Origin of the sequence: Brevibacillus sp. RS1.1 (assembly GCF_013284365.1) — a bacterium.
Lineage (GTDB): Bacteria > Bacillota > Bacilli > Brevibacillales > Brevibacillaceae > Brevibacillus > Brevibacillus brevis_D.
Map to the genome: position 1 here is coordinate 1 of NZ_JABSVA010000014.1, position 16517 is coordinate 16517.

Here is a 16517-nt window from a genome sequence, read left to right on the forward strand (position 1 = left end):
ACTCCCGGGTGGGCTTTTTGTCGATTAAGGGTCAAATGGCAGGAGAATAGTTAGAAATGGGGAAATAATCAAAGAAGAGCAGGAGAACGGCAAGGAGTGCACATTATATGATTCCAATTCACATCCCAATATCCAAAATAACTCCTCCAGGACAGAAGCCATATGTTTTACGGCGGCCTGCATTGGCAAAAAAATTACGCCTGTTGAAATATACGCAGATTTGTCTTATTCATGCAGGGACAGGCTATGGCAAAACGACTTCTTTGGCTACATTTCTACATGATGAAGCACTGGCTGCGTCCTGGTTTACCATTCAGGATGGAGACGATGCCCTTCTTGCGTTTGTCTTTTGTCTCGTCGAAAGTGTTCGGCAGGTTCATTCTGGTTTTGGACAGGTATTAAAAGGACAACTCAAAGACATCACTGAGCAAAGTCCGGTGCCGTCCCTAGACAGTAAAGTTCTGGTCGACTGGTTTGTCGGGGAATGCGTACAGCTCCAGGCTGACCACATACTTGTTTTGGACCATTTCCAACGAATTGAGAATGGGAGTGAAGTCGATCAATTTGTTCAACGATTAGCCGAGGCGCTTCCACAAAAGGTCAAGCTGGTTATCTTAACGCGTTCCCGACCGAAGTGGTCCAATCTCGACTTGTTGTCCGCAAGAGGAGAGTGTCTGGAGCTTACAACCAATGACCTTTCTTTTACGCTGGAGGAGAGTGAGGCCTTTTATTCTGATCAATACGACATCACGTTGTCCGAAGAAGATTGGCGTCGAGTCGAAGAGGTGGCGCAAGGCTGGGTGATGGCACTGCGAACTTTTGGTGAAATGGTAACGAGGGGGCAGACGGTGTCCGATAGTCTGCGTGAGCTATCCCGATTGTTGCATTTGCTGGAAGTAGAAGTCTGGACACAGCTGGATGCAGGTATGCAGCGCTTCTTGATGGAGGCAGCCGTTCTCGAACAATTCGATTTGGAGGATTGCAAGCAAATACTCGGGGAGGGATGTATCGAGCACCTGTTGGAAGCACAGCGTTGTCATCTTTTTCTGCATGTCCAAGCAGATTCTCATTATTCCTTTCATCCGCTATTTCAGCGTCTCCTGTCGAGCAAGCTGGCTGCGAATCAAGCGACGTACGTGCATGTAAATCAAAAGGCCGCAGGATGGTATAGACGAAAAGGGGACGAGGCAAAAGCTTTTGGGCGGTTGCGTCTCGTCGAACAGTGGGAGATGCTGGGTGAGTGGCTATGCCAAGCATCGGAAAGGTTGCTGCAAGCAGGGAAGCTGGACTTTTTATACGAGTGGATAACGTTATTACCAGAGCACATCAAGTGCGAACAGCATTGGCTGTTGTTTTATCAGGGCGAGGTAGAACGCTATCGCTGTCTATATGCGAAATCCTTTGCTTCTTATGAGCAATTTTTGAAACAATGTGAACAAAAGCAAGATCAAATCGGATTGTGCCGCGGGTTGGAAGGGCAAGCACGTGTCCATCTCGACAGCGTCCAAGGCGTCAGGGCCGAAGAGCTGCTCAAGAGGGCAATTCAACTTTTGCCCCCATTTGAACAAGAGAATGAGATGGCACCGAGGCTATATCGCTTGCTGGCAGAAATTTATACGAATCGCGGAGATGCCAAACAGGCGGCAGCTTGGTATGAACGGAGTCAGGAATTAGAGCAGCAGACGGAGGTTGAGCTAGAATCACGCCTGTTGTTTCGTACTGGCCGACTGCAGTCCTCCATCCAGCTCTTGGAAAGTAAGTGGCAGGTAGAACAAGGGAAGCATCCCCCACTGACCAGATCGTATCGGGAAACCTCTTTACTGCTATCTTTTGTGTATGCATTGAATGGCGAATGGGAGCGAGGGTGGGAAGCTGCAGAGACTGCCATACAACTCGGACGTGCAGCACATTCCCCTTTTGTAGAGGCGAATGGCTATGTTCGAAAAGCGCATGCGGCCCTCATCAGTCAAACATTGCCTACGGACGAGATTCGTGAGCTTTATGAAAAAGGTTTGCAAATCATGGAGGAGCTCCAGTCCACACGCGGAAAGTCAGAAACGCTTCTGGGACTAACCTTGTTTTATGCAAGAGAAAAGGCACTCGACCAAGCACTTCTGTATGGCAACAGGGGAATACAAGAGACAGAGGCAATGCGCGACGACTGGTTAGGCAGTCTGGTACGTATGGCCATTGGGATTGCCTATGCCAAATACGGGAAAGAAGAGGAAGCGTGGGCTATCTTTATCGATTGTGCCGACCGACTCAGTCACTGCGGGGATAGCTATAATGTCGTCATTTGTCAATTGTGGTTGAGCTTCTTGGCTTATCGTAAAAAACAATGGGATTTGTTTGTACCTGCGGTGACACAAGCTCTGTCCTTGATGAAGTCCGGTGAATATCAATTCCTTTTGCAGAGACCTACGCTGCTTACACCGCATGATGTACAGCAGTTGATGCCGATTCTGATTGAGGCAGAGCGCCGAAAGGTATCGCCGGATTACGTCTCTCAGCTGTTAAATGATTTGGGCTTGCAAAACGTGACATTCCACCCCGGGTATACCCTTCGTATTCAGACGCTGGGCGCCTTCCGTGTATGGCTGGGAGAGCGGGAATTGAGCGAAAAGGCATGGCAGCGTGGGACGGCCAAGCTGTTGTTTCAGCTTTTATTGACGAAGAGACACCATTTGTTAGCCCGGGAAGAAATCATGAACCGACTTTGGCCAGACAGTATCGAAGAAGCGGCAATTCGCGATTTTAAAGTGTCGTTGAATGCATTGAACAAAGCCCTCGAGCCAGATCGTGCTGCCAGAACAGACACTTTCTTCATTCAACGCCATGGCAGCTCTTACGGTTTCAATCTGGCATCGGGCTACCATATGGACGTCGAAGAGTTCGAGAAGCTCGTTACACTGGGCTTGGCAGAGTCAGATCGGCGTCAGGGGGCCATCCTTTTGGAAAAAGGGCTTGCCTATTACTTGGGTGATTACATGCCGGAATGCCGTTATGAGGATTGGTGTGTAGAAGAGCGTGAGAGAGTGCAGACGCTGTTTTTACGCGGAGCAGAAAGGTTAGCCAAAATCATGCTAGCGGACGGGCAGTTGGAAAAAACGATCCGCTGGTGTGAAGCGATTCTGCGGGTGGATGATTGCTGGGAGGAGTCGTACCGCTTACTTATGACTGCGTATTATCAGCAAAATAATCGCACACAGGCAATCCGCTGGTATGAAAAATGTGTAGCAAAACTGAGGGAGAACCTCGGCGTCGCGCCGATGCCTGCAACGATGGAGACTTACCTTCAAATTATAGAGAAGTAAAAGATCGCTCACAAAGCGATCTTTTTTTGTACATAGAGCAATGGCTGCTTGACAAAACTAGGAAGTATTCGTAATATAATCTTTGTACTGACCAGTCAGTTCAAAAAATCGAAAGGGGACAGGAGTGATGGCACCATCCAAAAAAGATCAAATTGCAAACGGAGCTTTAACCGCATTTGCCCAATTGGGTTATAGCGAAACGACCATGGATGCAATCGCGGAAATGGCACAGGTGGCAAAAGGAACCCTCTATTATCACTTTTCCACAAAGGAAGAGCTGTTTTTGTACGTGATAGAAAAAGGCGTGAAGATGCTGATTTACCATGTAGATCATGTAATGCAGAATGAAGAGCTTTCCTTGGAGGATCGTATTCTGAATGTGCTGGATGAGCATCTTCGCTTCTTTTCCGAGAATCAAGATTTATGTTTCCTGTTGCTGAGTGCGTTCTCAGGAGATGGACAACGCGACAGGATGGTTGGCAATCTGCTAGGTGGCTATTTCAGCACGATGGAGTCACACATGCTAGAACTGCAGCAGCAGGGGTATATCCGGGCGGATATCGATATTCGCACACTTGCTTCCTCGTTGTTTGGCATGGTTGGTTTTACCGTACTTCGCAAGCAGTTTCGCAAAGAGCCAGTGAACAGTGCCGCAGATAAACAGACACTTCGTTATTTGCTGTCAGGAATGTTCCAAAATAGTCTAGAGAAATGTAAAACAAGAGGAGAAGACAGATGAACAAACGTGCATGGATCGGTGTAGGTGGCTTTGTAGTGAGTATTGCAGTACTTGGAACCGTATTGTTTGGTTCGAATGTGAGTAGCATGGCTGGTCAGAATACAACGAAATTAGCAGGTGTAATCGAAGGAACAGAGGTCGACCTCTCTTTTAAAATGGGTGGTTCCATCGAACAGCTCTCCCTGAAAGAAGGAGACGAAGTAAAGGCAGGGCAAGTAGTTGCCACGCTAAGCAGCGCGGAAATCCTTGCGAAGAAGGAACAGGCTGAAGCTGCTTACAAGCTCTCACTCGTCAAGCTTGATCAGGCGAAAAAAGGAGTATCAGTGACAGATAGCTCCAGCAATGCCCAAGTCGACCAAGCAAAAGCAGTAGTCAACTCGGCGCAAGCGCAGCTTGACGCGAACAAAAACGGAGCGCGTTCAGAAGAAATTACGCAGCTCAAAGCGAAATTACAAGCAGCACAAACTTCGAATCAAATTGCCGCGACGAATTTGGAACGAATGAAGAAATTAATGGCGGAAGGTGCCGTTCCACAAGTGAAAGTGGAAGAGGCGCAGATGCAAGCAGATAAAGCCCAAGCAGAGTTTAAAGCAGCAGAAGAGCAGTTGAAAATGGCTCAAACTGGATCGCGCAAAGAGCAGGTCGATGCCGCACAAGCACAACTGGATCAAGCAAAAGCTGCATACAACCAAGCAGTAGCAGGGAGAGGTCAAGTAGGCTTGAAAGAGCTGGATGTTAAATCCGCAGAAGCGAACGTCATGCAGGCAAAAGGTGCACTGGCTGAAATGGAAGCCTATGTGAACAACACCAAGCTGACAGCTCCAGTAGACGGTATTGTAAAAGCAGTTGCCGTTCAAAAGGGAGAGCTGGTTTCGCAAGGCTTCACTGTATTGACGATCCAAACAAAATCAGATAACTATGTCAAATTTTATGTAAATGAATACATGCTTTCGAATGTGAAAACAGGCGATCAAGTGAAATTGTTTGTCCCAGCCCTGAACAGAGAAGTAGACGCCAAAGTGGTTACTGTAGCTCCTGCTGCTGACTTTGCCGTAAAAAAAGCGACACAAGAACTCGGTGATCGTGACATTCGTTCCTTCCAGGTGAAGCTTCTGGTGTCCGATTCGGAATTGCGTCCAGGCTTGACGGTTGAGTGGCATCTTGAAGGAGCTGGTAATGGTGAATAGTTTCTCTCACCTGTTCTGGAGCGAATGGAAAAATCTTTTTGCAAACAAAACCATTCGGAATATTCTGTTCCTCGTTCCACTGATTTATTTGACGATGTTCGGCTTTTTGTACAGTGAGAAAAAAGTGATGGAGATCCCTACTGTGATGGTGGATGCCGATCAAACCGAATTGAGTCGTGAGCTCTACCGCGCTTTTGAGGTCGATCATACATTTCGGATCACGTCAATCGTAGGAACAGAAGAAGATGCAATGAAGTTGGTTGACAAGGGCGAAGCAAATATCGCCCTGATCATACCTGCTGGATTAGAAAAGGATGTAAAGGCTGGGAGAGAGGCAGAGGTACTGACTGTTATCGACGGCAGTAACATGATGATTTCGAATACGGCAGTTCGAGCAGCGAATACAGCAATTAAGTCTGTTTCAGCAGGAACCACGCTGAAGAAGATGGAAGCAATTGGCGGCTGGGGAGAAAAAGGGAAAAACATGTTTACGGGTATCGACTATCGATACAGAGTGTTGTACAATCCGACCTTCAGCTATCTGTCCTTCATGGTATTCGGTCTTGCAGGTACAGTGCTTCAGCAGGTGCTGTTCCTTGGAATCGTATTGTCCGTGGCCCAGCAAAAAGAAGAGGGGACCTGGAAGGATACACTCTCTCGCCATAGCTTCTTCGCGATCACGGCGAGCAAATTGTTGCCGTACTTTCTGGCAGGAACGCTCAACATGTTCCTCGCGTTTACACTGTTGTTAAAAGGTTTTGATATCCCTTATTACGGAAGCACGTTTGATCTAATGCTACTGGCTAGCATGTTCAACTTGGCGGTGTTGGCTATCGGGTATGCCATCTCCTTTGTGTCCAGCAGCCAGCTCCAAGCTACTCAGATCGGGATGATGATTGCAGTCCCTTCTTTCATGCTATCGGGTTACACTTGGCCAATCATGTCGATGCCAACAGGGATTGCTGCGATTGCAAAATCTTTGCCGCTGACCTATTTCTTGGGTGGTGTAAGGGAAATTTTGTCGAAGGGACACGGGCTGTCAGCTGTCATGAACGACTTCATGGTTCTCGCTTTCATGACACTCATCGGGTTGTTCGCAGCCTATGTCATTTATTTGTTGCAGATAAGGAAAAGTAAGGGGAAAGTTAGAGAACAAACGGCGGTATAAATAGAAGGATTTGGCTGCGCCAGAGTGATGGCGTAGCCTTATTTTTGTTTACAAGGATCTTGTTTGGAAGTCAAGTTGTATAAAAATAAACCTTGTATAATAAATAATCTCTCCTTTATACTTATTATAAAAAAGCAGATTCTTCAACATTAGGGGGACTTTATGTCAGCGACTCATCTAAAGCAATTGTGCGAGGAGACGTACACCAAGTTGAAAAAGGTCAGCATGGAAGTAGAGCGTTTTTTGAATCAGGTTACCTTATCTGGTCTTGTATCCGCATCAGGTGATCCTGAACAATTTGAAACGTATTACCGTAACTATCTTTCCGACTTGCGCCACCTTTTAGTTTACTGCGAAAATGCATACGAAAGGCTGGGAGTATCACTCCGACGCGCACGATTTCATGAGGAGTTTGCTGAGGAAGTATTGTATCAGGTATACCATTCCTGTATAAATAACTTCTACTATCCTAAAGGTGAGGTCTACGAAGAAGATGGTCGGTTGGCCTATACGGGTCAGGACTGTATCATTTTCCGTAAACAGGTGGTTCCTGAGTTGCAGCAGTTGACCTTGTCCCTGTCTAGAGTGTTCGAACAGTTGCGTAATGATTTGCAGTATTACGAGACAGACTATATCGCGAAAAAAAGTATGCAAATAGAAAAAGAAAAAGCACAGGCCTAATAAGCCTGTGCTTTTTCTTTGGTTTCCCGATCAGGGCAGGGATGAACCCTGTTGGAAGTCCTATCATTTATGGAAGTGTAGCGTAATGGATAATGGCTGTTTACATTATGCTTCGAAATAATCAGTTTTCTCCTCGTTAAAAGGGAGAGGAGAGTTCACGAGAAAAAAACGAATTTCCTCAATGGATAATCCCATTTTTCGTGCTGTAAGGATTAAATCGATCCATTCCTTATCCAGGAGATCTTTAGGAGACGAAGTGGTTTTCATGTTAGTTCCCCTTTTACCCTCCTTTTGTAAAAATAAATAAAATACCCAAAAAATGGTTAAAAAAAGATAGGTAAAAAGCTTATATCAGAAATGATACTTAATTCAGTTTCATATGTAAATCTAGTATTTGTGACTTTTGTTTTAAATTCATGCAAAAAATAATAAGCCACCACTATATCAGTGCTGGCAACAATGTTATTTATGTCGATTTAACCGCCATTTATTGTACTCCAAAAACTCCCGAAACTGTTCTTTACTTACCCCGGATTTCATAGCCTCTTCGATCAGCTTGTACCATTCTTCATCAACATTCTCGATTGAAGGAATAACTTTATCCTGAAGCAATGTGTCTACTGTCACATTTAATACTAGTGCGATTTTCTCAAGAAATTGAATAGAAGGATTTCGCTGAATGCCGCGCTCGATTGAGCTCAGATAAGACTTGGCGACACCAGCGCGTTCAGCTAAATCAGAAAGAGAAAGGCCTTTGTCTATTCTAAGCTGCTGTATACGCGAGCCGATCATGTAATAGCCACCCCTTTAAATCTCTTCGTTTATTATAACGTCAATATAGCTGAAACACAACTTTTTGCGGGACTAGTCCTGTGTCGTTTGGCTCATTTATTCGATTTGACCCTACTGACATGGCTAAAAAATTACCTTTCTACTAGATAAAATGAAGCGCCGTTATGGCTAAGTATCTATAATTGCGTCTGTTCTTTATAGAAAACGCAGTGTTCGTTATTAAGGTTGAGTAAAAACGAGATATTCAGACGAAATTCTGCAAAATAGTCGATTTTCGCTGTTTTTGGTCTGTTTTTAGAGAAAATTGATAGTTTACATTCCATTGCCAGTACAGGATACTATTTTCAAATCGTTCTTTATAAAGAACAAAACTGATGAATTGTTCTCTATAAAGGAAAGGTTCGAGCTTGAATGGCGCTTACCGCTTTCGACTTGAAATGGATAGGAATGTACAGAAAAACTTACAAAAAAACTGGAGAGGAGAGATCCATTCTGCATGCCAATTTGTCAGAAGCAGTCGCGGTAATCTACCTGTTAATTGTAATAATTATACTATTTTTCATAGGCATCTTGGTGATTAAATCAAGGAATTTGTTGATAGAAAGGAGAACGCGCCTTTACCTGGGACAGTTTCAAGACTACTTCACGTATATCCAGTCTCATATGGACACGCCTGAGAGGTTGAAACCGCCTTACTGGCAATTAAATCGTTTAGAAGTGAGAGTTCTGCAACAAAAACTCATTGAATGGATAGAATCTCTTACAGGAAGCCACCGAAAGAAAATGATCACACTATGTGAGGATACAGGGCTCGTCAAGCAAAACCTCCGTAGGCTGTATAGTCGCTTCCATTGGATAAGAATCGATGCGGCTTACCATGTTGGAGCAATGCGATCCGAGGAAGCCGTACCAAGGCTTCTGCAATTGCTACAGACAAAAAAACTCGATCCCACTCATTTTATCATCGCGAGATCTATCGCCAAGTGTGCGAGAAATCTGGACGATATCAGGAACATGCTAATGCTCCTTGTAAAGCATCGAAAAAGCAATCATTACCTTGCCGTTGACATCATGAAAGAGACAGAGTTGGATTGTACACCATTATTGCTTGAATGTTTGCGAAGTAAGGACAAGGATTTGAATAAAATCGCTTTGATTGGATGGTCTGCTCCTTTAACCGCAGAGATCGCCGATTTGGTCTATCGGCAGATCGATTCGAAAGACAAGGAAGTCCGCATCCAATCAGTAAAGCTATTGTTCAAATATGACGCTCTTTTTGCAGTGGCATTATTCGAGTCCTTCATGAAGACGAACGATACAGAAATCTGTCAGAATACTGAAATGATTGAGATATATTCCAGTTGCAGAAAGCAAATCAATGAGGAGGAGCAGGTGGACAAGGAAAATCGTTATGTTTATGCCGTGTAACTATACCTGAAAGGAGAATGACATGAGGGACTTCTTGCAAGCATACGGGATCTTTGCTGTTTATTACGTAATCGTGATTGAGACGCTCTATTTAACGATTCTAAGCCTGTCCATCAAAAATATTTCTTCTATTATCAAAAGCTCTATGTATTCTCGCTTTCAGTCACTCTCTGGATCAGAGTACGTACCACAAATTTCGATTCTCGTTCCCGCTTACAATGAGGAATTGACCATCATTGAAAACGTTCGTTCGCTTCTCGCGCTAGATTACCCCAAGTATGAAGTAATTGTTATTAATGACGGTTCGAAAGATGAAACGTTGCAAGTTTTGTTAGATGAGTTCCAGTTAACCCGCACAGAGTATACTGGGGGCTCCAAAGTATTGGAAACCTCCAACGTACGAGGGGTTTATCACAATCCCCAATATCCCAATTTATATCTCATTGATAAGGAAAACGGAGGAAAAGCCGACTCGTTAAACGCCGGGATTAATATTTCCCATTACCCATTGATTGCTTCTATCGATGCTGATTCGTTATTGGAAAAGGACGCGTTGATCCGCATTGCCAAGGTGTACATGGAAAACCCGGAAGAAACCGTCGCGATCGGCGGTATCGTCCGAATTGCAAACGGCTGTGAAATCGAGGACGGAATGATAAAGAAAGTCAATCTTCCTACCAAAATTTTGCCTATGTTCCAGTGTGTCGAATACTTGAAGGCATTCCTAGGGGGAAGGATTGGGTGGAGTTCAATCAACGGACTGATTATTGTGTCCGGTGCCTTTGGGGTATTTCGAAAAGATTTCGTTGTCAAAGCCGGGGGTTATCGAGGGGGATATCCCGGTGAGGACATGAACATTATCATCAAGCTTCATAAATATATGCTTGAAAATAAACTTCCGTATCGAGTGGCTTTTTGCCCCGATGCCGTTTGCTGGACCCAAGCGCCTGATACGCTAAAAATACTTGGCAGCCAGCGAAGAAGATGGGGACGCGGCAACCTCAAAAACATGCTGGAGTATGGCATTTATATAGTAGGCCGTCCCAAGTACAAAGTTGTGGGGTTGATTACATTTCCCTATAACATCATTTTCGAAACGCTGAATCCATATTTCAGGTTTATCGGTTTTTTGGCTCTGCTGGGATATACATTGATGGACATGACTCAATGGAGAGTACTGGCTATCTACGCGCTGCTGAATCTCTTGTTTGGAGTGTTGCTCGGGATCGGCTCCCTGTTTATGGAAGAGCTGGCCTTCAAGCGTTACACAAGAGTTCGCGACAACCTCAAGATGCTGGCATTCCTCTTCTTCATGTTTCTTGGCTATCAGCAGTTGGGAGTCATTTGGAGATTTTTGGGTCATATCGAGTTTATGCGCAACAATAACACATGGGGAACCATGACAAGAACAAGCTGGAAAACATAGAAAAACACGGCACAGGAGGGACATACCATGAGTCAGATTGCAAAAGCGTATTCGTTTCCTTTATTTCAAGCCTTTGAACATGTGCTTACCTTCTATGAATCGAGTCAGTTGCCATGCGGGATTATTCTGGCTGTCACGAATGGAAGAAGTGAAGAAAAGATCCAAGATTTGAAAATGTCTTTGGCAAAAGCAGAGGGGTTTACGGATATCCATTGTTTTTACGACAAACAAAGCAGCATTCTCGGTATTCTCCTTGGCGACCAAATGCTTGGCAATACTCATTTCCATTCTCTCTTCATCAAGGAACTGCTACAGACTCAACATATGTTGGCAGGGCCAGTATTCATCGCCAGCTTCCCTGAACAGGGGGAATCAGCAGCACAAGTTCTCAGTGGTATGGTACAGGAGATTACTGCTGGAAAGGGAAGCGCTGGAGAGATTCATATATACAGCGGTAAAAGATCATCAGCAGCAAAGAGAAGTCTTTTGCTTGTTTCGCAAGATGAAACTGTGAATGAGTTTTTGCGCATCTATTTACAAAGAAAAGGTTACAGCGTTTATTTGGCGGACAACGGGAGAGAAGCGTGGGAAAAATACAAGCGATTTTTACCGGACGTTGTTATCACCGATGTCAATTTGGCCATTGAAGACGGTTACCAGCTGATCAGCAAGATCAATGCAGTTGAGCATGGCACCAAAATCGTGGTATTAACCCACAAACGGTTGGAAGACGACAAGAAAAGATCATTCGAGCTGGGAGTCTCAGATTATATAGCGAAGCCATTTTCACCTGTAGACCTAGAAGCACGAGTGAGAAGTCTATTGTCTTAAACATAGATAAAAGGGAGGAAGCAAAAATGAGCTACTTCACAAAATTGAAGCAAAAAATGGAATCAAAAACCGTAAAAGTTGGGGTAATTGGACTTGGGTATGTTGGTCTGCCCCTCGCTATGGAAATGGCAAAAGGCGGTTTCTCTGTTTATGGCATCGATTTGGACCAACGGAAGGTAGAAACCTTGCTCGCAGGCAATTCATACATCCAGGACGTTCCTTGCGATGTGATTCAATCAAGCCTTTCTGCTCAACGATTCTTCCCGACCACCGATTATCGGGTGCTCAAGGAACTGGATGCGGTCAGCATATGTGTTCCAACGCCACTCAGTGAAAATCAAGACCCGGATACATCCTTTATTAAGGGAGTGGTCCGTGAAATTATCAAATACAAAAAGAAAAACCTTCTGATTACGCTTGAAAGCACAACATACCCGGGGACGACAGAAGAATTGATCCAATGGGAGTTCGAAAAGCTGGGGTTGACTGTCGGAGTGGATTTCTTCCTTTGCTTCTCTCCTGAGCGTGTAGATCCAGGCAATCATTCCTTCAACACACACAATACGCCAAAAGTAATCGGGGGAACCACGCCTAAGTGCTTGGAGTTGGGGGCCCTGCTGTATGGCAATCTGGTTACCAATGTCGTAACGGTTTCTTCTCCGAAGGTGGCTGAAATGTCGAAATTATTGGAGAATACATTCCGGAGTGTAAACATTGCCTTTATCAATGAAATGGCTATGATGTGCGACAAAATGGGGATCGATGTGTGGGAGGTTATCAAAGCTGCGTCAACGAAACCGTTTGGCTATATGCCGTTTTATCCAGGTCCTGGAATTGGAGGGCATTGCATTCCACTTGATCCGATGTACCTCTCCTGGAAGGCAAAGGGCTTCCGTTTTCATAGCAAATTCATTGAGCTGGCACAATGAATTAACGACAATATGCCAGACTATGTGATCAATAAAACCGCACAGGTACTGAATCTTTATGCGAAATCAATCAAAAACTCGCGGATTCTCATTTTGGGGATGGCCTACAAGCCTGACATTGATGATCTGCGTGAATCCCCAGGCTTGCATATATACGAGCTGTTCCAGGAAAACGGGGCACGTGTCGATTACTACGATCCTTATGCACAAAGCTTTGTAGACAAACGCGGGAACACAGTTCGTTCCATTCCGCATGACTTGGAACAAATGAAAAATTACGATTGCATGGTACTCGTTACAAATCATAAAAGCTTTGACTACCAGAAGTTTGCTGACCTGGGTGTAGCTATTATTGATACACGAAATGCTTTTGACAGCATAACGGGTCAACACATTTACAAGCTGGGGAATCCGGCAAGGATGCACGTCGAAGAACGAGTCGTACTCCTGGCTTAACGAGAAACTGACTGATGATTACCGAATAGGGAGGCAACCGTATGTGCGGAATCGTGGGATATATTGGTGAGGGGCAAGCGCAACAAATCCTGATAAATGGTTTGCAGAAGTTGGAGTATCGCGGCTATGACTCGGCTGGTGTCGCAATTTTTAACGGTGAAAAAATGGAGATTTGCAAATCGAAAGGAAGGCTGGCTGTTTTGGAAGAACGGCTCGTCCAATCTCCTATTCAAGGTTGTTTGGGAATCGGACATACGCGTTGGGCCACCCACGGTCGTCCGTCCAATGAGAACTCACATCCGCATTCGGATGAATCGGGAAAGTTTTCAGTTGTCCACAACGGTATTATCGAAAACTATCTGGAAATCAAACAGGAGCTTTTGGACCATGGAGTCACGTTTACATCCGAGACCGATACAGAAGTCATTGCTCATCTCATTGCTGTCCTATATGAAGGTGATCTTGTCGCCGCGATTCGAAGTGCAGTACTGCGTATGCGTGGGGCATATGCTCTCGGTGTTGTTTGCGAGTACGAGCCAGATAAAATGGTGGCAGTCCGATTGGCAAGTCCATTAATTATCGGGGTAGGTAAAGGAGAAAACTTCATAGGCTCCGACATTTCTGCTGTACTTGAGCACACCCGAGACATTGTCATCTTAGAAGATGGGGAAATGGCAGTTCTCAAGAAAGACAGCGTTTCACTCATGAAAGTGGAAACAAGCGAACCACTTCAACGTGAGTTGTTCCACGTAGATTGGAATGTGGAACAGACGGAGAAGGACGGTTTTGAGCACTTCATGTTAAAAGAAATTTACGAGCAGCCAAATGCATTTCGTAACACGCTGCTCAATCGGATTGACGAGGACGGGAAGCAAATTGTTTTGAAGGATTTGCCTTTATACTCAGAACAAATCAAAGGTATTGAGAAGATTTTCATAGTCGCGTGCGGTACCGCCTATCATGCAGGGCTGATCGGTAAAAATGTGATTGAAGAACTGGCAAGAATACCGGTAGAGATTGATGTGGCTTCAGAATTCAGATATCGACGTCCTATAATATCTGAAAAAACGCTGGTCATTGTCGTGAGCCAGTCGGGTGAAACAGCTGATACGCTGGCAGCGTTGCGGGAGAGTCGACGCTTAGGAGCCAAGGTCTTGGCCATCACGAATGTACAAGGCAGCTCGATTGCCCGTGAAGCCGATTATGTGCTTGCTACCTTTGCCGGACCGGAAATTGCTGTCGCTTCAACAAAGGCGTACACCTCTCAGGTAATTGTTTTTTATCTGCTCGGATTGTATCTGGCTCAGGTGAAGGAGACGCTTGCGGAAACAGAGCGGGAATTCATGATTGCTAATCTGCGCCAGCTGCCTGAGCAGGCTGAAAAGGCACTCCAACATGCGGATGATATTTGTGTCTATGCTGAGTCGATCAAAAATCATGCCAGCCTGTTCTTTATCGGTCGAGGCATTGATTATGCTGTGGCGTTGGAAGGGTCCTTGAAGCTGAAGGAAATTTCGTACCTTCACTCAGAGGCATATGCGGCAGGGGAATTGAAGCATGGAACGCTGGCTTTGATTGAAGAGGGTACACCTGTCATTGCCTTGGTGACACAAAAAGAGCTGGAAGAAAAAATGGTTAGCAATATTACCGAAGTGAAGGCACGAGGTGGGAATGTGTTAGCGATCACATTGGAAGGCAATGTCGAATTGCACCGAAATGTTGACGAAGTGTGCTTTGTACCTGCGACTTTGCCTGTATTTACCCCCATCCTGTCTGTTATTCCGCTGCAGTTGATCTCGTATTACACTTCCCTGGCATTAGGCAATGATGTTGACAAGCCTCGGAATCTTGCCAAAAGTGTAACCGTTGAATAAAAAATATGATTTGAAAGAATCCCGGAACAGCCAGCTTATTGGAGAGAACGGGATTCTTTCCCCATTTTGACTTGTCGGATTTACATTAATTCCGTAAGGGGCTGAATTGTCCATGATGGATTCCACTGACCAAACTCTTGATCAAAAAACGTTGATCGAAATCATGCTTCAGGTTTACGAGAAGGGTCAACAGACAACGACAATGGGAACGAGAGATATTGTTGAGGATATTGTCAACAGAGTAAGGCCGTACTTCAAAGAAGCCAAATAAGTCGATCTGATGGGAGGATCACATGACTAGTCGTTATGCAATTGTATTGGCAGCAGGAAAAGGGACGCGCATGAAGTCTACACGTTGCAAAGTGCTCCATGAGGTTTGTGGCAAACCAATGATCCAGCATATTGTCGACCGATTACATGGTCTTGGCATCCACGAGATTATTTTGATTGTAGGGCATGGGGCCGAGCAAGTGAAAAAGCAGTTCGGTGCTTCTGTCCGCTATGCTTACCAGTCCGAGCAATTAGGAACGGCCCATGCAGTGAAGATGGCGGCAGACCTCCTGCAAGACAAACAGGGGACAACGATCGTGTTGAGCGGGGATACACCATTGGTGAGGGAGAAAACGCTAGAGCATCTGCTTGCGCAGCATGAAACTCAACTTGCAGCTGCAACTGTATTAACGGCACGAGTAGACGATCCCGCAGGGTACGGGCGATTGATCCGCGACGCAAACGGCCTTGTTGAACGGATCGTGGAGCACAAGGATGCAACAGCCGAAGAACGGCTCGTATGCGAGATCAATACGGGTATGTATTGTTTCAACAATCAAAAGCTGTTTCAAGCCATATCCCGCGTGAAAAATGATAATGCCCAGAAAGAGTATTATTTACCTGACGTTTTGACAATTTTAAACGAGCAAAACGAGCGAATTGGGGCTTTCATGACCGATGATGCGGAAGAAGGGGCCGGCGTGAATGACCGAATCCAGCTGGCTTGCGCCGAGAGATTACTCCGTATGCGAGTCAATGAGCAGCATATGCAAAACGGGGTCACTCTCATTGATCCAACCTCCACCTATATTGAGGCCGATGTGTGTATCGGACCTGATACGGTTATTCATCCGGGAACGTACCTCCGTGGGAAAACAACAATAGGATCCAATTGTGTCATCGGACCGAATGCAGACGTAAGGGATTGCATTGTAGGGGGTAACGTAGAAATTCGTTACGCAAATGCATCTAACAGCATGATTCGAGACGGAGCAGTGGTTGGTCCTTATGCTTATATTCGCCCAGGTTCAGATGTAGGTGAGGAGGCGAAAGTCGGAGATTTTGTCGAATTGAAAAATTCACGTCTCGGGAAAGGCGCGAAGGTTGCTCACCTCTCGTATATTGGTGATTCTGATATTGGTGAACATGTAAACGTAGGGTGCGGTACAATCACTGTCAACTACGATGGCGTCCACAAGCATAAAACGATCGTTGGCGATCACGCCTTTATTGGCTGCAATGCCAATTTGATAGCTCCAGTTACCATCGGGGAGGGCGCTTATGTAGCGGCAGGCTCTACGATCACAGATGATGTTCCGAACGACGCTTTGGCCATTGCCAGAGAACGCCAAAGCATCAAAGAACAGTATGCCAAACGGTTGATGGCAACCCGCACATAATCGTAGTCAGTAGGAGGATGTC

The 16517-nt window shown here is 45.3% G+C and carries 13 protein-coding genes and 1 pseudogene; 12 read left to right on the forward strand and 2 right to left on the reverse strand.

Annotated features, from left to right (window positions below):
* Positions 1-107: 107 nt before the first annotated feature.
* The 5 genes from HP570_RS26505 (at position 108) to HP570_RS26525 (ending at position 7089) form a co-directional block, all read left to right on the forward strand.
* Complete coding sequence (locus HP570_RS26505; RefSeq protein ID WP_173627692.1) at positions 108-3314, forward strand: AfsR/SARP family transcriptional regulator; 3207 nt, start codon at positions 108-110, stop codon at positions 3312-3314.
* A gap of 127 nt (positions 3315-3441) precedes the next feature.
* Positions 3442-4053, forward strand: coding sequence for a TetR/AcrR family transcriptional regulator (locus HP570_RS26510; RefSeq protein ID WP_012685809.1), 612 nt, complete (start codon positions 3442-3444; stop codon positions 4051-4053).
* The gene (locus tag HP570_RS26515; protein WP_173627693.1) at positions 4050-5240 is read left to right on the forward strand and encodes an HlyD family secretion protein; all 1191 of its coding nucleotides are present in this window, start codon (positions 4050-4052) and stop codon (positions 5238-5240) included. The genes HP570_RS26510 and HP570_RS26515 overlap by 4 nt, the downstream gene beginning before the upstream one ends.
* Positions 5230-6408, forward strand: coding sequence for an ABC transporter permease (locus HP570_RS26520; protein ID WP_173627694.1), 1179 nt, complete (start codon positions 5230-5232; stop codon positions 6406-6408). The genes HP570_RS26515 and HP570_RS26520 overlap by 11 nt, the downstream gene beginning before the upstream one ends.
* 162 nt (positions 6409-6570) lie before the next feature.
* Positions 6571-7089: a YpuI family protein gene (locus HP570_RS26525; RefSeq protein WP_173627695.1), complete on the forward strand. Its 519-nt coding sequence runs from the start codon at positions 6571-6573 to the stop codon at positions 7087-7089.
* Positions 7090-7194: 105 nt separating this feature from the next.
* Here HP570_RS26525 and HP570_RS26530 read toward each other — a convergent pair whose 3' ends face one another.
* Together HP570_RS26530 and HP570_RS26535 are read right to left on the reverse strand one after the other, a co-directional pair.
* On the reverse strand, positions 7195-7356 hold the full coding sequence (locus HP570_RS26530) for an anti-repressor SinI family protein (RefSeq protein ID WP_173627696.1): 162 nt from the start codon (positions 7354-7356) through the stop codon (positions 7195-7197).
* Positions 7357-7551: 195 nt separating this feature from the next.
* Positions 7552-7881, reverse strand: a complete 330-nt coding sequence (locus HP570_RS26535; RefSeq protein ID WP_173627697.1) for a helix-turn-helix domain-containing protein — start codon at positions 7879-7881, stop codon at positions 7552-7554.
* Between the two features lie 783 nt (positions 7882-8664).
* Between HP570_RS26535 and HP570_RS26540 the strand changes: the two genes are divergently transcribed.
* From HP570_RS26540 to glmU, 7 genes and pseudogenes are all read left to right on the forward strand, one after another.
* Entirely contained in the window at positions 8665-9309 is a 645-nt protein-coding gene (locus HP570_RS26540) for a hypothetical protein (protein ID WP_173627698.1), read from the forward strand.
* Between the two features lie 22 nt (positions 9310-9331).
* Entirely contained in the window at positions 9332-10735 is a 1404-nt protein-coding gene (locus HP570_RS26545; RefSeq protein WP_173627699.1) for a glycosyltransferase family 2 protein, read from the forward strand.
* Positions 10736-10762: 27 nt separating this feature from the next.
* On the forward strand, positions 10763-11566 hold the full coding sequence (locus HP570_RS26550) for a response regulator transcription factor (protein ID WP_173627700.1): 804 nt from the start codon (positions 10763-10765) through the stop codon (positions 11564-11566).
* A 26-nt stretch (positions 11567-11592) separates the two neighbouring features.
* Positions 11593-12951: pseudogene (locus HP570_RS26555) on the forward strand (nucleotide sugar dehydrogenase).
* 41 nt (positions 12952-12992) lie between these two features.
* Positions 12993-14825 (forward strand): glutamine--fructose-6-phosphate transaminase (isomerizing), encoded by a 1833-nt coding sequence (glmS, locus tag HP570_RS26560; protein WP_173627701.1) that lies wholly within the window; start codon positions 12993-12995, stop codon positions 14823-14825.
* 112 nt (positions 14826-14937) lie between these two features.
* Positions 14938-15096: a YwzD family small protein gene (locus HP570_RS26565; RefSeq protein ID WP_157966782.1), complete on the forward strand. Its 159-nt coding sequence runs from the start codon at positions 14938-14940 to the stop codon at positions 15094-15096.
* Between the two features lie 22 nt (positions 15097-15118).
* Positions 15119-16495 carry a bifunctional UDP-N-acetylglucosamine diphosphorylase/glucosamine-1-phosphate N-acetyltransferase GlmU gene (gene glmU / locus HP570_RS26570; protein WP_173627702.1) on the forward strand — a complete coding sequence of 459 codons (1377 nt, stop codon included), beginning with the start codon at positions 15119-15121 and terminating at the stop codon, positions 16493-16495.
* The last annotated feature ends 22 nt before the right edge of the window (positions 16496-16517 follow it).

What these genes read in the sequence shown, in the direction of transcription:
- HP570_RS26535 (WP_173627697.1), bottom strand. Translation starts at nt 7,881, where the DNA reads ATGATCGGCTCGCGTATACAGCAGCTTAGAATAGACAAAGGCCTTTCT.
- HP570_RS26550 (WP_173627700.1), top strand. Translation starts at nt 10,763, where the DNA reads ATGAGTCAGATTGCAAAAGCGTATTCGTTTCCTTTATTTCAAGCCTTT.
- HP570_RS26510 (WP_012685809.1), top strand. Translation starts at nt 3,442, where the DNA reads ATGGCACCATCCAAAAAAGATCAAATTGCAAACGGAGCTTTAACCGCA.
- HP570_RS26565 (WP_157966782.1), top strand. Translation starts at nt 14,938, where the DNA reads ATGATGGATTCCACTGACCAAACTCTTGATCAAAAAACGTTGATCGAA.
- HP570_RS26545 (WP_173627699.1), top strand. Translation starts at nt 9,332, where the DNA reads ATGAGGGACTTCTTGCAAGCATACGGGATCTTTGCTGTTTATTACGTA.
- glmS (WP_173627701.1), top strand. Translation starts at nt 12,993, where the DNA reads ATGTGCGGAATCGTGGGATATATTGGTGAGGGGCAAGCGCAACAAATC.
- HP570_RS26540 (WP_173627698.1), top strand. Translation starts at nt 8,665, where the DNA reads ATGATCACACTATGTGAGGATACAGGGCTCGTCAAGCAAAACCTCCGT.
- glmU (WP_173627702.1), top strand. Translation starts at nt 15,119, where the DNA reads ATGACTAGTCGTTATGCAATTGTATTGGCAGCAGGAAAAGGGACGCGC.
- HP570_RS26515 (WP_173627693.1), top strand. Translation starts at nt 4,050, where the DNA reads ATGAACAAACGTGCATGGATCGGTGTAGGTGGCTTTGTAGTGAGTATT.
- HP570_RS26520 (WP_173627694.1), top strand. Translation starts at nt 5,230, where the DNA reads ATGGTGAATAGTTTCTCTCACCTGTTCTGGAGCGAATGGAAAAATCTT.
- HP570_RS26530 (WP_173627696.1), bottom strand. Translation starts at nt 7,356, where the DNA reads ATGAAAACCACTTCGTCTCCTAAAGATCTCCTGGATAAGGAATGGATC.
- HP570_RS26505 (WP_173627692.1), top strand. Translation starts at nt 108, where the DNA reads ATGATTCCAATTCACATCCCAATATCCAAAATAACTCCTCCAGGACAG.
- HP570_RS26525 (WP_173627695.1), top strand. Translation starts at nt 6,571, where the DNA reads ATGTCAGCGACTCATCTAAAGCAATTGTGCGAGGAGACGTACACCAAG.